The sequence below is a fragment of the Roseateles sp. GW821-FHT09H10 genome, assembly GCF_059415865.1.
Genome location: NZ_JBWKOB010000004.1, coordinates 477,965 through 496,782, shown reverse-complemented (window position 1 = coordinate 496,782; position 18,818 = coordinate 477,965). Strand labels below are relative to the sequence as shown.

General features: G+C 70.5%; 7 protein-coding genes. 3 read left to right on the top strand and 4 right to left on the bottom strand.

All coding sequences use genetic code 11. The features are described from left to right. The first annotated feature begins 25 nt into the window (after positions 1–25). From AC07OY_RS20745 to AC07OY_RS20735, 3 genes are all read left to right on the top strand, one after another. Entirely contained in the window at positions 26–1,783 is a 1,758-nt protein-coding gene (locus AC07OY_RS20745) for a ShlB/FhaC/HecB family hemolysin secretion/activation protein (protein ID WP_495044513.1), read from the top strand. Between the two features lie 179 nt (positions 1,784–1,962). Next, positions 1,963–13,272: a two-partner secretion domain-containing protein gene (locus tag AC07OY_RS20740; RefSeq protein WP_495044512.1), complete on the top strand. Its 11,310-nt coding sequence runs from the start codon at positions 1,963–1,965 to the stop codon at positions 13,270–13,272. Continuing rightward, positions 13,269–14,690 carry a caspase family protein gene (locus AC07OY_RS20735; RefSeq protein WP_495044511.1) on the top strand — a complete coding sequence of 474 codons (1,422 nt, stop codon included), beginning with the start codon at positions 13,269–13,271 and terminating at the stop codon, positions 14,688–14,690. The genes AC07OY_RS20740 and AC07OY_RS20735 overlap by 4 nt, the downstream gene beginning before the upstream one ends. A gap of 6 nt (positions 14,691–14,696) precedes the next feature. Here AC07OY_RS20735 and AC07OY_RS20730 read toward each other — a convergent pair whose 3' ends face one another. The 4 genes from AC07OY_RS20730 to AC07OY_RS20715 are packed head-to-tail and all read right to left on the bottom strand — an operon-like array spanning position 14,697 to position 18,817. Beyond that, entirely contained in the window at positions 14,697–15,377 is a 681-nt protein-coding gene (locus AC07OY_RS20730; RefSeq protein ID WP_495044510.1) for a hypothetical protein, read from the bottom strand. 31 nt (positions 15,378–15,408) lie between these two features. Further along, positions 15,409–16,041 carry a hypothetical protein gene (locus AC07OY_RS20725; protein WP_495044509.1) on the bottom strand — a complete coding sequence of 211 codons (633 nt, stop codon included), beginning with the start codon at positions 16,039–16,041 and terminating at the stop codon, positions 15,409–15,411. 27 nt (positions 16,042–16,068) lie between these two features. Beyond that, entirely contained in the window at positions 16,069–17,013 is a 945-nt protein-coding gene (locus tag AC07OY_RS20720; protein ID WP_495044508.1) for a hypothetical protein, read from the bottom strand. 43 nt (positions 17,014–17,056) lie between these two features. Further along, positions 17,057–18,817 (bottom strand): type VI secretion system contractile sheath domain-containing protein, encoded by a 1,761-nt coding sequence (locus tag AC07OY_RS20715; RefSeq protein WP_495044507.1) that lies wholly within the window; start codon positions 18,815–18,817, stop codon positions 17,057–17,059. Position 18,818 lies beyond the last annotated feature (1 nt).

The following is an 18,818-nucleotide window of genomic DNA, read 5'->3' as shown; positions in this document are numbered from 1 at the left end:
TCACCACGGGTGCGACCGCCAGGTCATGCCCGCCGCCACTGCTCCGGACCCGACCTTGCTGCCCGATCCCCGCCCCTGCCGACGCTCGCCCTTGCGCCTCAGCCTGCTGGCGGCGCATCTGCTGCTGTGCGGGGCTGCGGCCTGGGCCGCCGGCACGCCGCCGGTGGTGCCCACGCCGGCCGAGCTGGCCCGCCCGCTGGAGACGGCGCGCCAGGCCGAGCTGCCGCCCGAGCGTCCCGCCGTGGCGCGGGAGCTGGGCAAGCCCGATGACGACCTCAGGATCGACGTGCCGGCCTTCAGCCTGGCGCCCGACGCGCCGGCCGCGCTGCGCGAGGCCCTGCCGCGACTGACCGCCGCCTTCACCGGCAAGGACCGCGGCTTCGAGGATCTCGTCAACGCCGCCAACGAGGTGACCCGCTTCCTGCAGCGCGACCTTGGGCTTTACCTCGGCTACGCCTACATCCCCGAGCAGGTCTTCGATGGCCGGACGGTGCGCATCGCCGTGCTGGAAGGCCGGCTCGACCGCGTCGTGCTGAACTGGAGCGAAGGCCTGCCCGTGGATCGCGAGGTCGTCGAGGCCTATCTCGCCCGCCTGAAGCCGGGCGATGTGCTGACCGTGGATGCCGTCGAGCGCACGGTCTTCCTCATCAACGACCTGCGCGGCATCGTCACGCGGGCCGAGGTCAAGGCCGGCAGGGCGCCGGGCACGGCCATCCTCGAATTCACGCCGCGGGCCGAGTCGCGCTACAGCGGCAGCATCGACGGCGACCTGAACGGCTCCAAGGTCATCGGCGGCCAGCGCCTGGGCGCCCAGGTCGTCATGGCCAGCCCGCTGGGGCGGGGCGACGGGCTGTCGGCCTCCGTGCTGGCCTCGACCGGCGGCGGCCTGCTGTTTGCGCTGCTGGGCTATGCCAGCCCGATCGGCGCGGATGGCTTCAAGGCCGGCGCTTCGCTGTCGGCCGTGCGCTACCAGCTCGACAAGAAGGAATTCCCTCTCGGCCTGGACGGCACCGGCACGACGCTCAACCTGTTCGCCCTCTACCCCTGGGTGCGCTCGCGCAACCTCAACCTGTTCGCGCTGGGCGCCGTCGACGCCAAGTTCTATGTCGACAACGTCGCGGCCCTGTCGACGAAGAAGCGCGTGGACGACGCCAGCATCGGCGTCAGCGGCGACTTCCGCGACAGCCTGCTGACCGGCAGCGTCAACACCTTCGAGCTCAACCTGGCCCAGGGCCGCCTGAGCTTCGCTGGCGGCCCGCCGCCCAACAGCGACGACCCGGCCAGCTTTCGCAAGATCAGCTTCACGGCCTCGCGGCTGCAGAACGTGCTCAGCAACCGCCTGCTCGCCTATTTCACGATTCGCGGGCAGTGGGCACTGTCCAACCTCGACTCGACCGAGCAGTTCCGCGCCGGCGGCCCCAGTGGCGTGCGGGCGTTCGGGCCGGGCGAGGGCACCGGTGACAGCGGCCTGGTCGCCAGCCTGGAACTGCGCTGGCTGCCGCCGGCCAGCCTGTTCGGCTCCTGGGCCAACGAGCTGGTGCTGGCCGCTTTCTTCGACGGTGCCGCCATCCGCTACCGCCACGACCCCGACCTGGTCCTGCGCGAGCCCGGCTATGTCAACCGCGCCTGGCTGGGCGGTGCCGGCCTGTCGCTGGTGTGGGCGCGCAGCAATGCCTACGCCTTGCGCACGAGCCTGGCCCGACCCACCCATGGCCACGCCGTCGGCGAGACCGGAACGTCGCGCAAGCTGCGTTTCTACGCCCAGGGCTCCTGGAGCTTCTAGAGATGATGAAGCCCCTCGCCCACCCTTGCATCGCTGAACGCGAGCAAGTCCGGTCGGTCCCCCGAGGGGACGGCGATGCTTGCGGCGTCGAGCCGCAAGCACATCGCCAGACCGGGCCGGCTCGGGAGTGGCCCAGCGCTCAGCCCGGAAAGGCCAGGCGCCGCCTCCAGCCGCTCGTGATGGCCTTGAGCCTGGCCCTGGCCTATCCGGCGGCGCAGGCGCTGCCGACGGGCGCCCAGGTCGTGCAGGGGCAGGTGGCCATCCAACCCGGCCTGATCCAGCAGGGCAGCGACAAGGCCATCGTCAACTGGCAGAGCTTCTCCATCGCCGCGGGCGAGGCCCTGCGCATCCAGCAGCCCGGCGTGAACTCGGTGCTGCTGAACCGCGTCGTCGGCGGCGACCCCTCGCTGATCCTGGGCCGGATGCAGGCCAATGGCCACGTCTTCCTGATCAATCCGCGCGGCATCGTCTTCGGTCGCGGCTCGCAGGTGGATGCGGGCGGCCTGGTCGCGTCCACGCTGGATCTTTCCGACACCCAGTTCCTGGCCGGCAGCTACCGGTTCTCGGCGGGCAAGGACGCCGGGAGCCTGCAGGCCGACGGCAGCATCAGCGCGCCGGGCGGCACCGTGGCCCTGGTGGCTCCCCAGCTCAACATGAGCGGCAGCATCGCGGCGCGGCGCGTCGGCCTCGCGGCGGCCTCCACGGTGCAGGTGGATGTGGAGGGCGACGGCCTCGTCCTCTTCAACCTGCGCAATGACGACGGCCGCGACGTCGCGCTGAAGTTCAGCGGCCGCGTGCAGGCCGAGGGCAGCGCCGAGCTGCGTGCCCAGGCCCGCGGCGGCGCTGCCGGCCAGGTGCTGAACATGGACGGCATCGTGCAGGCCCGCGGCCTGCGCCAGCAGGGTGGGCGCATCGTCATCGACGGCGGCATTGCGGGCGACACCCTGGTCACCGGCCGCCTGGACGCCAGCGGCGACCAGGGCGGCAGCATCACCGTGCTGGGCCAGCGCGTCGGCCTGCTGGACGGCGCGCGGCTGGACGTGTCGGGGCGCGATGGCGGGGGCGACATCCAGGTCGGTGGCGGCTTCCATGGCGAAGGCACGGCGCACAACGCCCAGCGCAGCTTCATCGGCGCCGACGTCGAGTTGCGTGCAGACGCCACCGAGCGGGGCGACGGCGGCCGCGTCGCCATCTGGGCCGACCAGCGCACCGACATGCTGGGCCGGGTCTGGGCCCGCGGCGGCCGCCTGGGCGGCAACGGCGGCTTTGTCGAGACCTCCGGCAAGGAGCTGCTCAACATGCCGCGTGGCAGCGTGGATGTCAGCGCGCCGCGCGGCCGCGCCGGCCAGTGGCTGCTGGATCCCTACAACCTGACCATCACCGACACCGCCGGCGGCGGCGGTGACGTGGCGGGGCCGTCGCCTTTCGAGCCCGCCAACAACAGCGCGGTGCTGGACGTCACCGTGCTCAACAACGCCCTGGCCATGGGCAACGTCGTCGTCCAGACCGGCAGCAATGGCAGCCAGACGGGCAATATCTCCGTCGATGGCGACATCCATGCCACGGGTGCCACCTCGTTCAGCCTGATCGCCCAGAACGCCATCAGCTTCACGGCCAACGGCAAGATCCGCGCGACGGGCTCGGCCCTGGATGTCAGCCTGCAGGCGGCCAGCGTCGACACCACGGCCGGCAGCATCCACACCCTGGGTGGCAAGCTGGACGTGACGGCTTCCGGCACGGTCTCGCTGGGCACGGTGAACAGCGGCGACCTGACGGTGACCACATCGGGCGCCGTGTCGCTGAGCAGCGTGCAGAGCGGCAAGCTGACCGTCGACGCCAGCGGCGGTGTCGGCAATGTCGCCTTGCCCTCCGGCAGCCTGGCCGGCGCGCTGACCGTGACGACGGGCGGCGGCAACATCACCCAAGGCGCCACTGCGCTCTCGGTCGCCGGTGCGGCCACCCTGAGCTCAGGCCTGGGCCATGTCACGCTGGGCAACCTCAGCCCCACGGGCAAGCTCGACATCACGACCAGCAGTGGCAATGCCTCGCTGGGCGCCGGCAGCATCGGCGGCCAGCTGAAGTTCAGCAGCACCAGCGGCTCGCTGAGCCAGACCGGCGGCTTCAGCCTCACGGGCGGCAGCGACATCAACACCGCTGGCACGGTCACGCTGAACAACGCCAGCAACGACCTGGGCGGCACGCTGGACATCACGGCCGGCTCCGCCGATCTGCTCAATGGCGGCAACCATGCGCTGGCGCTGGGCGCGCTGAACATCAGCGGCGCGCTGAAGGCCCGCACCGGCAGTGGCCTGCTGACGCTCGGCCATGGCAATGTCGGATCGCTGGACGCCGCGACCACCGGCGGCGGCAATATCGCGCAGGGCGCGACGGCCCTCGCGGTCGGCGGCGCTGCCGTGCTGAGTTCGGGTGCGGGCAACATCACGCTGGGCAATCTGAGCCCGACCGGCAAGCTCGACCTGACGACCAGCAGCGGCAATGTCTCGCTGGGGGCGGCCAGCATCGGTGGCCAGCTGCAGTTCGCCAGCACCAGCGGCTCGTTGAGCCAGACCGGTGCCTTGAGCGTCAGCGGCGGCGCCGACCTCAGCACGGGCGGCGCGGTCACGCTGAACAACGCCAGCAACAACCTGGGCGGCACGCTGGACATCGCGGCCGGCTCCGCCGACCTGCGCAATGGCGGCAGCAACGGCCTGACGCTGGGCACGCTGAACATCACGGGGCTGCTGAAGGCCCGCACCGGCAGCGGCCTGCTGACCCTGGGCCAGGGCAGCGTCGGGTCGCTGGACGCGGCCACCACCGCCGGCGGCAATATCGTGCAGGGCACCAGCCTGCTCGCGGTCGGCGGCGACGCCACCCTCAGCTCGGGCGCCGGCAACGTCACGCTGGGCAATCTCAGCCCGACCGGCAAGCTCGACATCGCGACCAGCAGCGGCAATGTCTCACTGGGTGCGGCCAGCGTCGGCGGCCAGCTGAAATTCGCCAGCACCAGCGGTTCGTTGAGCCAGACCGGTGCCCTGAGCATCACGGGTGGCGCCGACCTCAGCACCGGCGGCAGCGTCACGTTGAACAACGCCAGCAACAACCTCGGCGGCGCGCTGGACATCACGGCCGGCTCCGCCGACCTGCTCAATGGCGGCAACCATGCGCTGGCGCTGGGCGCATTGAACATCAGCGGCGCGCTGAAGGCCCGCACCGGCAGTGGCCTGCTGACGCTCGGCCATGGCAATGTCGGATCGCTGGACGCCGCGACCACCGGTGGCGGCAATATCGCGCAGGGCGCGACGGCCCTCGCGGTCGGCGGCGATGCCGTGCTCAGCTCGGGGGCGGGCAGCATCACGCTCGGCAACCTGAGCCCGACCGGCAAGCTCGACTTGACGACCAGCAGCGGCCAAGTCTCGCTGGGCGCCGGCAGCATTGGCGGCCAGCTGAAGTTCGCCAGCACCAGCGGCTCGCTGAGCCAGAGCGCCGGCTTCAGCCTCGCAGGCGGCGCCGACATCAGCACCGGCGGCACGGTCACGCTGAACAACGCCGCCAACGACCTGGGCGGCACGCTGGACATCACGGCCGGCACGACCGATCTGCGCAACGGCGGCGCCAGCGGCCTGACGCTGGGCACGCTGAACATCAGCGGCGCATTGAAGGCGCGCACCGGCAGTGGCCTGCTGACGCTGGGCCAGGGCAGTGTCGCGTCGCTGGACGCCGCCACCACGGCGGGCGGCAGCATCGCTCAGGGCGCGACGGCTCTCGCCGTCGGCGGCGCTGCCTTGCTCAGTTCGGGCGCGGGCAACATCACGCTGGGCAATCTGAGCCCGACCGGCAAGCTCGACCTGACGACCAGCAGCGGCAATGTCTCGCTGGGGGCGGCCAGCATCGGTGGCCAGCTGCAGTTCGCCAGCACCAGCGGCTCGTTGAGCCAGACCGGTGCCTTGAGCGTCAGCGGCGGCGCCGACCTCAGCACGGGCGGCGCGGTCACGCTGAACAACGCCAGCAACAACCTGGGCGGCACGCTGGACATCGCGGCCGGCTCCGCCGACCTGCGCAATGGCGGCAGCAACGGCCTGACGCTGGGCACGCTGAACATCACGGGGCTGCTGAAGGCGCGCACCGGCAGCGGCCTGCTGACCCTGGGCCAGGGCAGCGTCGGGTCGCTGGACGCGGCCACCACCGCCGGCGGCAATATCGTGCAGGGCACCAGCCTGCTCGCGGTCGGCGGCGACGCCACCCTCAGCTCGGGCGCCGGCAACGTCACGCTGGGCAATCTCAGCCCGACCGGCAAGCTCGACATCACGACCAGCAGCGGCAACGTCACCTTGGGCGCCGCCAGCATCGGCGGGCAGCTCCTGGTCAGCAGCGGCAGCGGCTCGCTGGGCCAGACGGGGGCGCTGACGGTCAACGGCACGACGGACATCCATGTCGGTGGCGACGTGCTGCTGAACGCATCCGCCAACCACTGGATCGGCGGCGTGCAGATCTTTGCCCGCTCGCTGGACCTGAGCTCGGCCGGCAACCTCAGCCTCACCGGTCTGACGCTGGCCGCCAATCAGGCGCTGAGCCTGCAGGCCCAGGGCAATCTCGACCTGGGCGCGTCCGTCAATCTCGACACGGGCAGCGCCAACCTGACGCTGGCCAGCGGCGGCAGCTTCAACCTGCTGGGCACGCTGCGCGGCAGCAATATCTCGCTGACGGCCGACAGCGGCCTCAGCCTGGGCCACGACATCACCGCCAGCGGCGGGCTCGCGCTGACGACGAACAGCGGTGGTATCACGCAGACCGGTGGTCGCCTCAGCGTCGCCGGCAACACCACGATCTCGGCGGGCAACTCGGCCATCCTGCTGGACCGCACCGGCAATCACTTCGGCAATTCAGTCAGCCTGTCGGGCAGCGATGCCACCCTGTTCGGCAACAGCGGCCTGAGCCTGGGCCTGTCGAACCTGGCGGGCAATCTCAGCATCAGCGCCGCGGGCGCCATCACGCAGACGGGCGCGCTGACGGTGGCCGGCACGACGACGCTGAATGCGGGCAGCGCGGTCATCACGCTGGGCGATCCCCTCAACGACCTGCAGGGCAATGTCGCGGTCACGGGCGCGTCGGTCACGCTGACGACCCTGCACGACCTGCATCTCTTCTCGCTGACCCAGGTGCCGAACCAGGCCCTGGTGCTGGACGCCGGCGGCGTGCTCTACCTGCCCAGCGGCACGGGCAATATCGACACCGGCAATGCGGCGCTGACGCTGTCCAGCCGCAGCGGACCCTTCGCCACCTTCGGCACCCTGCGGGGCGGCAACGTCACGCTGCGCGGCCAGTCGGTCACCCTCGGCCATGACATCACGGCCAGCGGCAGCCTCGATGTGCAGAGCACCGGCGGCACCATCAACCAGGGCCTGGGCAGCATCACCGTGAACGGCGCCAGCAGCTTCAACGCCGGTGGCCAGACTCTCACGCTGAGCGGCTCGAGCAACGACCTGCGTGGCAGCGTCAACTTGCACGCAGGCGCGACCCAGCTGAACACGCAGCAGGCGCTGACGCTGGGCCAGGCCCATATCGCCGGCAGTCTGGTCGTCCAGGCCGGCGGCGCGATCAACCAGACCGCGGTGGGCCTGACGGTCAGCGGCAACGCGAGCTTCAATGCCGGCGGCGCAGCCATCACGCTGGATCAATCGAACAACAGCTGGGGCGGCTCGGTCAGCCTGAGCGGCGCTGCCGCCAAGCTCAGCGGCGCGGGCGCCATCGCCCTGGGCAGTGTTCATGTCGACTCGCTGGAACTGCAGGCCAATGGTGCGGTGACCCAGGGCTCGGCCCTCGTCCTGGCCGGTGCGCTGAAGGTGAATGCCGGCACGGCCAGCATCGACCTCAGCAACAGCGGCAACCAGTTGAGCGGCACGGTCGAGCTGACCGGCGGCGCGACGCTGATCCGCACCCAGGGTGCTTTGTCGCTGGGGCAGGTCAGCGTCAACGGCAATCTGGCGGCGCGCAGCGGCGGCCTGATCAATCAGGTGGCCGGCCCGGTGAGCGTGACGGGCACCGCCAACTTCAATGCCGGCGGCGCGGCCATCACGCTGGACAACGTCAACAACAGCTGGGGTGGCGCGGTCAGCCTGACGGGCGGCGTCAGCCAGCTCCATGGCAGCGGCAACCTGGCGCTGGGCAGCGTCGCCGTCACCTCGCTGGACCTGAAGACCACAGGCAACGTGAGCCAGACCTCGGCCCTCAGCCTGAGCGGGGCGCTGAAGGTCGACGCCGGCAGCGGGACCATCGACCTCAGCAACCCCGCCAACCAGCTCGGCGGCCTGGTCACGCTGAAGGGCGGCGCGACGCAGGTGCAGACTTCGGCCGGGCTAAGCCTGGCCAATCTGGCGACCGGCAACCTGACGGTGGCCGCCTCCGGCCCCCTGAGCCTCGGCCAGGGCCAGGTCGCCGGCAATCTCGTCGCCAGCAGTGGCAATGGCGCCATCAGCCAGACCGGCGCGCTGAACGTGACCGGTGCCGCCAACTTCACGTCGGGCAGCGGCAATATCACGCTGTCCAACAGCGGCAACCAGTTCAATGGCCCGCTGAGCCTGACCGGCAATTCGGTCACCATCTTCAACCAGCCCAGCCTGAACTTCGGCACGCTGAGCTTCAACAGCCTGGACGCCACCAGCAACGGCAGCATCGTGCTGGGCAGTGGCACGCTGAGCGGCACGCTGAGTGCGAAGGCCCTGGGCGGCGCCATCACGCAGATCGCCGGAGGCCTGACCGTGGCGGGCAACGCCACGCTGCAGGCCAGCAGCTTCATCAACATGGCCCAGCCCAATCAGCTGAACGGCCTCGTGAACCTGAACGGCGCCACCACCACGCTGACCAACGTCACGCCGCTGCGCCTGGGCACCCTGGCCACGGGTGCGCTGACGCTGAATGTCACGGGCACGCTGGACCTGGGCCGCGGCAGCGTCGGCGGCGTGCTGACGGCGGTCAGCACGGGCGCCATCAGCCAGTCCGGCGCGCTGTCGGTGACGGGCATCGCCAACCTGAATGCCGGCAGCGCCAATGTCTCGCTGGGCCTGGCCGGCAACAGCTTTGGCAGCAGCGTGAACCTGCGGGGCGGCACCACGGTGCTGACGGCTGCGGGCGCGCTGAACCTGGGCAGCCTCAATGTCGGTGCGCTGACGGCCTCTTCCTCGGACGTGCTGCGCCTCGGTGCGGGTTCGGTGGGCGGCGACCTCAGCGCCAGCGGCAGTGGCATCACGCAGGCGGCCGGTGGCCTGGCCGTCACGGGCGCGTCCACGCTGAGCGCCGGCAGCGGCAACATCGACCTCCCCGAGGCGAATGCCTTCGCCGGTGCGGTCAGCCTGAGCGGCGGCGATGCGACCCTGGTCAATGGCGGCGCCTTGCGCCTGGGCAGCTTCGCGGTGCGCGACCTCAAGGCCAGCGCCGGCGGCAATCTCGATCTCGGCGGCGGCACGGTGAACGGCGAGCTGACGGCCGCGACGCGCGGCAGCATCATCAGCCAGTCGGCGGCGCTGACCGTCAGGGGCCTGGCCAGCTTCGTCGCCGACGGCAGCCTGGCGACCCTGGTGCTGGACCAGGCCGGCAACCAGCTGCTGGGCGGCATCGCCATGCGCGGCATCAACGGCGGCAGCTTTGCCAGCGCGGACATCAGCACCCTGCAGGACCTCACGTTCAGCGGCGACGTGAAGACCCTCAAGCTCAGCAGCGGCGGCCTGCTGACCCTGGGCGGCGGCCACAACGACACGTTGAGCGCCGCGGCGGCCAAGGGCATCCTGCTGACCGGTCCGCTGGAGGTGACCGGCCTGACGACGCTGATCGCCAACGGCCTGGATGTGCCCGTCGATCTGGCCACCCACGGCGCGGCCAACGACCTCAACCGCGTGGAGCTCAAGGCGACGGCCGGCACCAGCCTGGGCCGCGTGCAGTTGCGCGATGGCGATGGCGCGCGCCATGACGGCCTCAAGGTCACGGGCGATGCGGGCCAGCTCGAGGTCACGTCGGCGGGCCCGCTGGACCTCGGCGGCGGCAGCTATGCCAGCCTGAAGATGGACACCAGCGGCAGCGGTGCCGAGATCAAGCAGAGCGGCCCGCTGGCGGTCACCGGCCTCACCACCATCAAGGCCGGCAACGGCAAGGTGACGCTGGACCGCGTCGACAACCAGCTGCCCAGCGTCGCCATCGACAGCGCCGGCATCGCCAGCCTGGTCAGCGCGGGCGACTACAAGGTCAACGCCAGCCAGGTCGCGACCCGCCTCGAGCTCGGCGGGCCTGGCGCCATCAGCCTGGTGGGCCCGCTGTCGGGCAGCGGTGAACTCGTCATGAGCGGCAGCGGCCAGCTGACGATGACGACGGCCCAGACCTACAGCGGCGGCACCCGCATCAAGTCGGGCACCGTGGTGCTGTCGGGGCCCGAGGCCCAGGCCGGCACGGGTGCGGTGCAGCTCGAGAACACCGGCCAGCTCGACCTTCGCGACGGCGCCGTCATGAGCGCCGAGCTGGTCGCCAACGGCGGTCGGGTCATCAACACCTCGGGGGCCGGCACCCTGGCCGGCACGGTGACGCTGAAGGCGCCGGTGACGGAGTTCGTGCCCGGCGCGGGCGGGCTGACCGTCAGCGGCGCCATCACCGACAACGGCTCCGGCTCCGGCCTGCGCCTGGCCGGCGGCGGCACGCTGACCCTGGCCGGCAGCGGCAGCTACAGCGGCACCACCGACATCGCCAGCGGCACGCTGCGCGTCATCGGTGAGCTGCCGTCGACGAGCGCGGTGCAGCTTGCCGGCGGCGCGGTGCTGAGCCTGGGCCGCGACCAGGCCCTGGGCTCGCTGGCCGGCGCGGGCCGCGTCGAGCTGGACGGCTTCACCCTGGGCACGGGCCTGGACGGCAGGAACACGAGCTTCTCGGGCAGCATCCAGGGCAGCGGCGGCCTGACCAAGCTGGGCAGCGGCCGCTTCACCTTGAGCGGCAGCGCCGCCCACACGGGCGCCACGCGCGTGGCGGCAGGCGAGCTGGTGCTGGCGAGCAGCACCGCGCTGAACGACATCACGGCCGTGAGCGTGGACAGCGGCGCGACGCTGACGGTGCAGCAGGGCCTCAACCTCGGCTCCCTGGCCGGCGCCGGCACGGTGGATGTGCAGGCGGCCTTGCTCGGCGTCGGCAGCAATGGCAGCAGCACGCGCTGGGACGGCTCCATCATCGGCAGCGGCGGCCTGGCCAAGCTGGGCGCCGGCGTCTTCACGCTGGCGGGCCACAACACGCTGGCGGGCGATCTGCAAGCCAACGCCGGCACGCTGCAGCTCGAAGGCGCCGGCGCCGTCAAACCGCTGGCCGCCGGCGCGACGACGGGGCCGGTCCTGCCGACGTCTGCCGGCGTCAGCGTGGCTTCCGGTGCGACGCTGGAACTGTTGACCGACATCGATCTCGGCGCCCTCAGCGGCGTCGGCCAGGTCCAGCTCAATGCCAACACGCTGACGCTCGGCACCAGCGGCCGCAGCAGCCGCTTCGACGGCGTGATGGCCGGCAGCGGCGGCCTGACCAAGTCGGGCAGCGGCGGTTTCACTCTCGGTGGTGCCAACCTGTACAGCGGCAGCACGCGCATCAACGGCGGCAGCCTGGTGCTGGACGCGGTGCAGGCGCTGTCTTCGGCCAGCGCACTCGTCATCGCCGCGCCGGCCCAGGTCCAGGCCAATGCCCGCCAGAGCGTGGGCTCCTTGAGCGGCGATGGTGCACTGGTGCTGAACGGCGCCAGTCTGGCGGCTGGCGCCGACGGCCGCGACAGCCGCTTCGACGGCGTTGCGAGCGGCAGCGGCGGCCTCATCAAGCAGGGCGCCGGCGTGCTGACGCTGACGGCCACGCAGGGCAACGGCGGGGCCACAGTCATCGAGGGCGGCACCCTGCAGCTCAGTGGCCAGGGCGCCCTCGGCGCAGGCGAGATCCAGAACCAGGGCGAGCTGCGGTTGTCGCGCAGCGATGCGTTGACGCTGGACCAGGCCATCAGCGGCCGCGGCGCGGTCGTCATCACCCAGGGCCAGGTGACGCTGAACAGCGCCTCCAACAGCTACAGCGGCGCCACCCAGGTGCAGGGCGGCAGCCTGATCACGACGACGGCCGAGCGCCTGTCCGATGCCAGCGCCGTGCAGGTCGCCGCCGGCGCGCAGTTGCAGCTCGGCGGCAACGAGACCATCGCCGCGCTGCAGGCGGCTGGCAGCGTGCGCCTGGCCGGCAACCTGACCACCCAGGCTGAGCAGGTCTATACCGGCAGCCTGACCCTGGCCAGTGGCGCCGGCCTGACGCTGACCGGCACCGTTATCGATGCCAGCCGCAGCAGCAACCAGTTCGGCAGCGCGCCGCTGGGCCTCGCCGGCGGCCAGGCCCTGGTGACGGTCAAGGACGGCCTGCAGCTCGGCGATGTGAATCTCAGCAACGGCGGCCGCATCGAGGCTGATCGCCTGGCCCTGACGGCCAAGCTGCAGCTGAGTGGCGGCAGCCTGGCCCTGGTCGCCAAGGCCGCGCCCGACGATGCCAAGGCGGTGCTGCAGGGCACGGCCCAGGTGCCGGTGGCCGGCCAGTCCCTGGCCGTCGCCGAGGCCACCGTGCAGCAGGGCAGCGCGAGCGCCATCACCGTCGCGGAAAGTGCCAGGCTCGAGGTGCAGGCCGCCAGCGGCGGCTCCGTCGTGCTGGCCCAGGATGCCAACAGCTTCAAGGGCCAGCTCTCGGTGCTGAGCGGCGCGAACTTCAACACTGCTTGGACGCCCAATGCCAAGGGCGGCCAGGCGGTGCAGTCCGAGGTGCGCATCTCCGGCCAGCAGGTGCTGGTGGGCGGCAGCGGCATCGAGGCCGACCTGGTCTACATCCGCGCCGACCAGCTCGCCACCGCCGGCGACGCCAAGCTGGTCGCCCGCATGCCCTTCGACGAGATCGTGCTGGGCAAGGCCCTGTCGGCGCCCGGCATGGTGCTGGAGCTGGCGCCCGGCGCCTTCGGCACGCCGGGCAGCTTCGGTTCCATCAACGGCCAGCCCATCCGCGTCGAGGTCGGCGCGATGCTGACGGGCAACCGCACGACGGGGCCCAATGCCGGCTATCTGAGCCTGCTGCCCAAGGCCGGCGCGCAGGGCTCGACGGCCGTCGTGCTGGTCGGCCCCGAGGTCGGCAGCGCGCCCGCCAGTGGCGGCCCGGCCTATCGCTTCTTCCACGATGGCGCCAGCCGTGCAACGGAGATCCCGGTGGTCTATAACGGAGTCCTGCCGCTGACGCCGGCGGCCTCCGGAGCCCTTTCTTCCATCAATGGCGACGCCGAGGACGCCCGCCGCGCCCGCTTCCAGGAGACCGTGCGCACCGAGAACGTGACGGTGCGCCTGCGGTCCGGCGTCATTGCCGAGGTCGGCCCCGGCCGGCCGTCCACCCAAGGCAGCGAGGGCGTCAAGCCGCCCGAGCTGTGCGATCCCGCGGCCCAGCCGGTGCTGGGCTGCAAGCCTGCGAATCCATGAGCCTGTCCGAATCCCTTCCTGCCGCGCGCCTGGCGCGCCGCCGCTTCCTGTGGGCCTCGCTGCTCGGCGCCGGCCTGGCCGCGCGACCGGTCGCGCGCGCCCAGGCGCTGGCGGAGCCGCTGCTGCCCAGCACCGAGATCCGCCTGGCCCTGCTGCTGGGCAACCGCAACTACCCGCAGCCCTTCGACCTGCCGCCCATCCCGAAGAACCTGCGCGATCTGGAGGCGGTGCTGGAGAGGCGCGGCTTCAAGGTCACCTCGGCCCTGGACCTGGACCTGCCCGCCGCGCGCCGCGCGCTGGAGGCCTTCATCGCCGAGGCCGCGGCCAGCCCGGCGGATGCGACGGTGTTCTTCTACTTCAGCGGCCATGGCGTGCAGGTGGATGCCTCCAATCTGCTGCTGCCCGCCGGCCTCAACCCGTCGGCCAAGGGCGAGCTGCTGCAGAACAGCAGCATGCAATTGCTCAGCGACGTCGTGCGCCGCCTGCCGCCGCGCCGCGACGGCATGGTCATCGCCGTCGTCGACGCCTGCCGCACCGGCCTGCGGGCCGGCGAGGTGGTCGGCCTGAACCAGGTCGAGGCGCCGCCCGGCTGCCTCATCACCTTCTCCACCGGCGCCGGCAAGCCGGCCATCGCGCCGGCCGTGGAGACGCAGAACACCTTCTACACGGGCAGCCTCGTCAAGCTGATGGGGAGCGTGTCCGACCAGACCACCTTCCCCGAGCTGATGCAGCTGGTGCGCAGCGATGTGCGCGAGACCATGCTCAAGCACCCGGTCGCCGCCGTCCGCGAGCTGGCCCAGGACCCCTTCATCGCCGACCACACCCGCGTGCGGTTGACGGTGGAGCCCAAGCGCGCCGGCGCGCCGGCACCGGCCGTGCCGGACATCGACGAGGAAGCCGAGCTGAAGAAGCTGGAGAGGCTGGCCTGGCCGGCCGAGGTGCTGCAGGTGGCCGAGGCCTTCCTGAAGGCCAAGCCCGACAGCCCCTTCGCGCCCGGCGTGCAGGTGGCGCGCGACGGTGCCCGCAGCGCGCTCAAGGCCTTGCAGCGCAGCGACGTGCGCCTGTTCCGCGCCGCCTTCGCCTTCAGCGACGACATGCCCGCCGAGCAGCGCCAGGACCTGCTGCGCTGCGGCCGTGGCGACAAGGACGCCGCCGCCCGCATGGCCTGGCGCGTGCGTGGCAGTGGTGGCGGCAGCGGGGCCAGCTTCGGCAGCGGCTATGGCGGCACGTCGGCCACGCAGTCGCGCTACGAGGGCTGGATGCAGTTCGCCGTGGCCCTGGGCAACGGCATCGCCAGCTACGAGCTGGCCCTGCATTTCCGCAACACCGGCCAGCCCCTGCTGGCCTCCCAGTTCGAGGCGCGTGCCCGCGACCTGGGCTACACGCCGCCGCCGGATCTGGACAACGTGCGCAAGTGACCGCGGCTAGATCGCGCCGTCGATGATGGCTTTGCGCAGCCGGACGATGGTGTCGCGCTGCATCAGCTTCTTGATGTCTTCCACGGCCTGATCCCAGGCGGCTGCGCCCTTGAGCTTGCCGGCCTTCTTCGCGTCTTCCAGGCCTTTCATGGTCGAGGCCGGCAGGTTCACCTGCTTGGCGGCTGACTTGGCGATGAACATGTCGTAGGTGGCGTCGTCCCGCTTGCCACCCCATCCGGCCACCACCAGGAACTCCAGGTTCTCCATCGAGAGTTCCTTCTTGCAGTGTTTCACCAGCAGGGTGCGCAGGCTCATGTCCTTGTAGAAGCCGTCGACGTCGGTGCCGTTGATCTCGGCAACGAATTTCTCGCGGACCTTCTCGAGGGCCTTCTCATGCTCTTCCACGGCCTTGAGGAAGGAGTTCTTCAGCACCCATTGCGTGTCGCCATGCACGCCGGTGACGCAAGCCCGGGCCGTCGTCGCCGCGGCGTCACGCAGCGCCTTGCAGGCTGCTTCCGCGGCCTTCAGCCGTTCGACCTTCTCGACGCCCTTGGCCACCAACGCCAGCGGGAAGGCGCCCTCGAATGCCTTCAGCGCCTTGCCCAGGTTGCCCTTGTCCGTCAGCGTCTTGGCCCGATTGGCATCCCACCAGCGCTGCGTCAGGAGTACCTTGATCTTCTTGTCCATCTGGCGTTCTCCTCGGCCCGTTGTCAGCCCATCACAACAGGCAATCGTTGCGCAGGCGGTTGATGGTGTCGTCCTGGTTCTTGGCGATGTCGGTCAGCGAGGTCTTCATGGCCAGCTTGACCTGCTTTTCCCATTCCACGTGCTCCGCTGCCAGGGCCTTCCAGCGGTTGGCGTTGGAGATGTTGAGCGAGCCCAGGTCGACGTTCTTCAGGTAGGCCATGATCTTCTCGGCATCGCCGGCCACCTTCATCGCTCCCGCCATGAACTGCTGGTTCTCGGTGGAGAACTCCTTGGTGGCCTGCTTCTGCAGCATCTTGAGGCCGCCCGGCAGCCCGCCGATGGTGGCGCGGGTGATCTTGCTCAGCATGTCGTTGTGGCTGCGCCGGTAGTCGGCAACGGCCTTGACCATGTCGTCCCTCAGCTTCTGCAGCTTCTTGTCCTCGGCCTTGAGCTTCTTCAGCACGGCCTCGGTGTCCTTCAGCGCCTTGTCCATCTTCTTGACCAGGTCTGCGTTCAGCACCTCGGCCAGCAGCGCCTTCTCGGCCAGCGCGAGGGCGCGCAAGGCTTCGGAGATGCCGGTCTTGGTCGGCGAGATCTTTTCCTTGAGCGTGCGCAGCGGCAGGCCCTTGGCCTTCCATTGCGCTTCGGTGAGCAATGCGTCCATGTCAGCGATCCTTCAGTGGTGGCCGATTCAACCCAGCTTGCCGGACAGCAGGTCGGCGTATTCCTTGGCGATGTCCTTGTAGAGCTTGGTGAACTCGACGAGGTGCTCCTTGACTTCCGCGGGGCCGGCAGGCGGGTTCAGGTTGCGCTTGGCGCCATTGGCGAAGGGCGTGATATCGGTGGCCAGGCGCCCCGGGGCGGGCAGCTTCTTGACCATGGCGTTGTCCTTGGTCGCCGAGTTCTTCTTCAGCTTGTCGATGTTGACGAGGTTCTGCGAGATGTCGCGGCCGCCGCTGTTCATCTCCTTGTTGTAGGTCTGCACGTCGGGGCTGGCCTTGATGCGCTGGATCACGGCGGCACCCTTGGCCATGCTGCTCTTGAAGCTGGCGCTCAACTGCAGCACCAGCTTCTTCATGTTGGCTTCCTCGGTGGCGGCCTTGCGGGCCTCGTCGTCGAGGGCCTTGGACTTGGCCTTCTCCTTGGCCTCGTCGATCTTGACCATCTCGGCCTGGTTGAGGGCACCCTTGAGGCCGTTCTCGGCGCGGGCAAGGATGGCGTTCATCTCCGTCTGCACCAGCTTGATCTGGCGGTAGCTGTCCGGCAGGAAGGTCTTGACCGGCGTCGGCACCACCAGGCCGTTCTTGTCCTTCATCGACGGTTGCAGCTTCTGGGCGGCGGCCAGCACCTTCTCCAGCTTCTTGGCTTCGTCGCTCAGCTTGGCCAGTGCCACCTTGTAGAGCTTGATGTTGGCCGGCAGCGCCGCGATCTCCCGGTCATTGCCGGCATTGAGCGAGATCTTGTCGATGGCGATCAGCGCGTTCAGCCAGGGCATGGGCTTGCGGATGGGTTCGAGCTCCTCGCTGAGCAGCTCGCCCACAGGCCGGTTGGTCTTCTTGGTCGCGGCGATGTCGCGCGAGAAGATGGCCTCGGCCTTGTTGAACACGTCGCCCCATTCCTTGGTGAAGTCGGTCATCGGTGGTTCCTCGTGATGAAGTGATGGTGGTGGCAGGCCAGGATCAGTCGAGCGACTTCAGCAGCGCGTCGAGATCGAAGTCCATGTCTTCATCAGACGCCGAGGCGGTGTCGCTTGCGACATCACCGCCCCCTGATGCGGGGGTGTCGTCGCTGCCGCCCAGGCTGGCCAGCAGCGCGTCGAGGTCGGCATCGCCCGAGCTGCTTGCCGCACCGTCGTCGCTGCTGCTGTCGAGGTCGAGCGCGGCAAGCACGTCGTCGTCGCTGCCGGCGGACGCCGCCGCAGGCGCCGCGCGCGCCGGCTTGTCGGCGGCCGCAGGCAATCTGGACTTGATGCTCATCTCGATGCCCGCCCGCGCGCCGGCCTTGGAGGCGGCGCCCGCGGCGGCGATGCCCGTCAGGCCCGACAGGCGCACGCTGGGCTCGCCCTTGTGGGCCACCAGCGCGCCCACGCCCCATTGGCCCAGGGCGGACACGGCGCTGGTCGACATGAAGCGCTCGGTGCAGGGCAGGGCCGTGCTGTCGCCGTCGGCGTCGACGTAATGGTGGAAGGGCAGGTCGCCGACGGTCGGCGTGCCGCCCTGGCCCGCCAGCGCGGTCAGCGCCAGCAACGCCGGGTGGCCCCACAGCATGCCGGAGAGGCCGTCGGCGGCCGTGAACTCCTCGAAGGCGAAGGACGAGATCGGGTCGCTCTTCTTGCCATAGGGGTGGCGCAGCAGGAAGCGCGGGCCCAGCAGCACGAGCCGCTTGGCCTCAGGCAACTGCCCCAGCGCCTTGAAGGCCTCGGCCACCAGCGGGTGGGGCGGCTTCTTGGCGTTGGCCAGGTCGTCCACCGCCATCGCGGTGAAGAAGGTGGCGCCGGCCGCGTTGGCGATCCGGGCCATGCGGCCGAGCAGCTCGGTATGGGGCGGCGTGGCCTCGAAGTGGTAGAGGCCGGCGACATAGGTGTAGCCGCCATCCTTGGCCTGGGCGGGCTGGTCGACGAGCAGGCGGTGCAGGCCGGTTTCCGTCAGGTCGTCGTGGGCGCTCAGGTCGGCGGCGAACTCTTCGGCGCTGATGTCGATGAGGTGGACCTGCAGCATCGGGCCCGTCTCCAGGCGGCGCAGCAGCAGGTCCACGCCACGCCACAGCGACTCGGCGGCTTGAAAGTCGGGCTGGTGCAGCACGGCTCGCATGCCGTCGGCGATGGAAGCATCCAGTGTGTTCAGCAGTGCGGCCTTCTCCGGTTTGGCCGAAGGCACGACGAAGGGGCCGATGACGTCGCGCAGCAGGGCGTCGATGCCGCCCCCGCTGGCGGGCGCGCTGGCGCGGCCGGTCAGGCGGGCGAAGTCGTCCAGCCTGGCTCCGGCGGCGGGTGCGGCGCCCCGGGCGCGCGTGCCGCGGCCGCTGCGCGAGGCCTTCCTCTTCGTGCCGGCGAGCTTGGCCACCTCGGCGGCCGCCTTCTCGAAGCTGGCGGTGTTGTTCAGGCGCTTGCGCAGGTCGCCCAGCTTCTTGAACAGGTCCAGCTCACGGAACAGCGTGTCGGGATGAAATGACTCCAGGTCAGCGAGTGCGATCTCGACCGGAGCGCCATGCGCGCCGACGGGCAGGCTCAGCGTGATGCCCTGCTGCCCCAGCCAGTCCTCCAGCGAATCGAACTCCACGGCACGCGGCTTGCGGCGGGCGAGGTCGTCGCTGTCGTCCAGGCGGCCAGCAGCGGCACCGGCGCCAAAGTCGCCGAGCAGGGCGATGCGGATGGGCCGCTTGGCGGCCCAGGCGGGGCCTGTGGCGTTCAACTCGCCGTAGTCGGGGGTCCAGTCGCTCATG

Coding starts and splice junctions, on each gene's coding strand:
- AC07OY_RS20745 (WP_495044513.1), top strand. CDS start 26: ATGCCCGCCGCCACTGCTCCGGACCCGACCTTGCTGCCCGATCCCCGC.
- AC07OY_RS20740 (WP_495044512.1), top strand. CDS start 1,963: ATGGCCTTGAGCCTGGCCCTGGCCTATCCGGCGGCGCAGGCGCTGCCG.
- AC07OY_RS20735 (WP_495044511.1), top strand. CDS start 13,269: ATGAGCCTGTCCGAATCCCTTCCTGCCGCGCGCCTGGCGCGCCGCCGC.
- AC07OY_RS20730 (WP_495044510.1), bottom strand. CDS start 15,377: ATGGACAAGAAGATCAAGGTACTCCTGACGCAGCGCTGGTGGGATGCC.
- AC07OY_RS20725 (WP_495044509.1), bottom strand. CDS start 16,041: ATGGACGCATTGCTCACCGAAGCGCAATGGAAGGCCAAGGGCCTGCCG.
- AC07OY_RS20720 (WP_495044508.1), bottom strand. CDS start 17,013: ATGACCGACTTCACCAAGGAATGGGGCGACGTGTTCAACAAGGCCGAG.
- AC07OY_RS20715 (WP_495044507.1), bottom strand. CDS start 18,817: ATGAGCGACTGGACCCCCGACTACGGCGAGTTGAACGCCACAGGCCCC.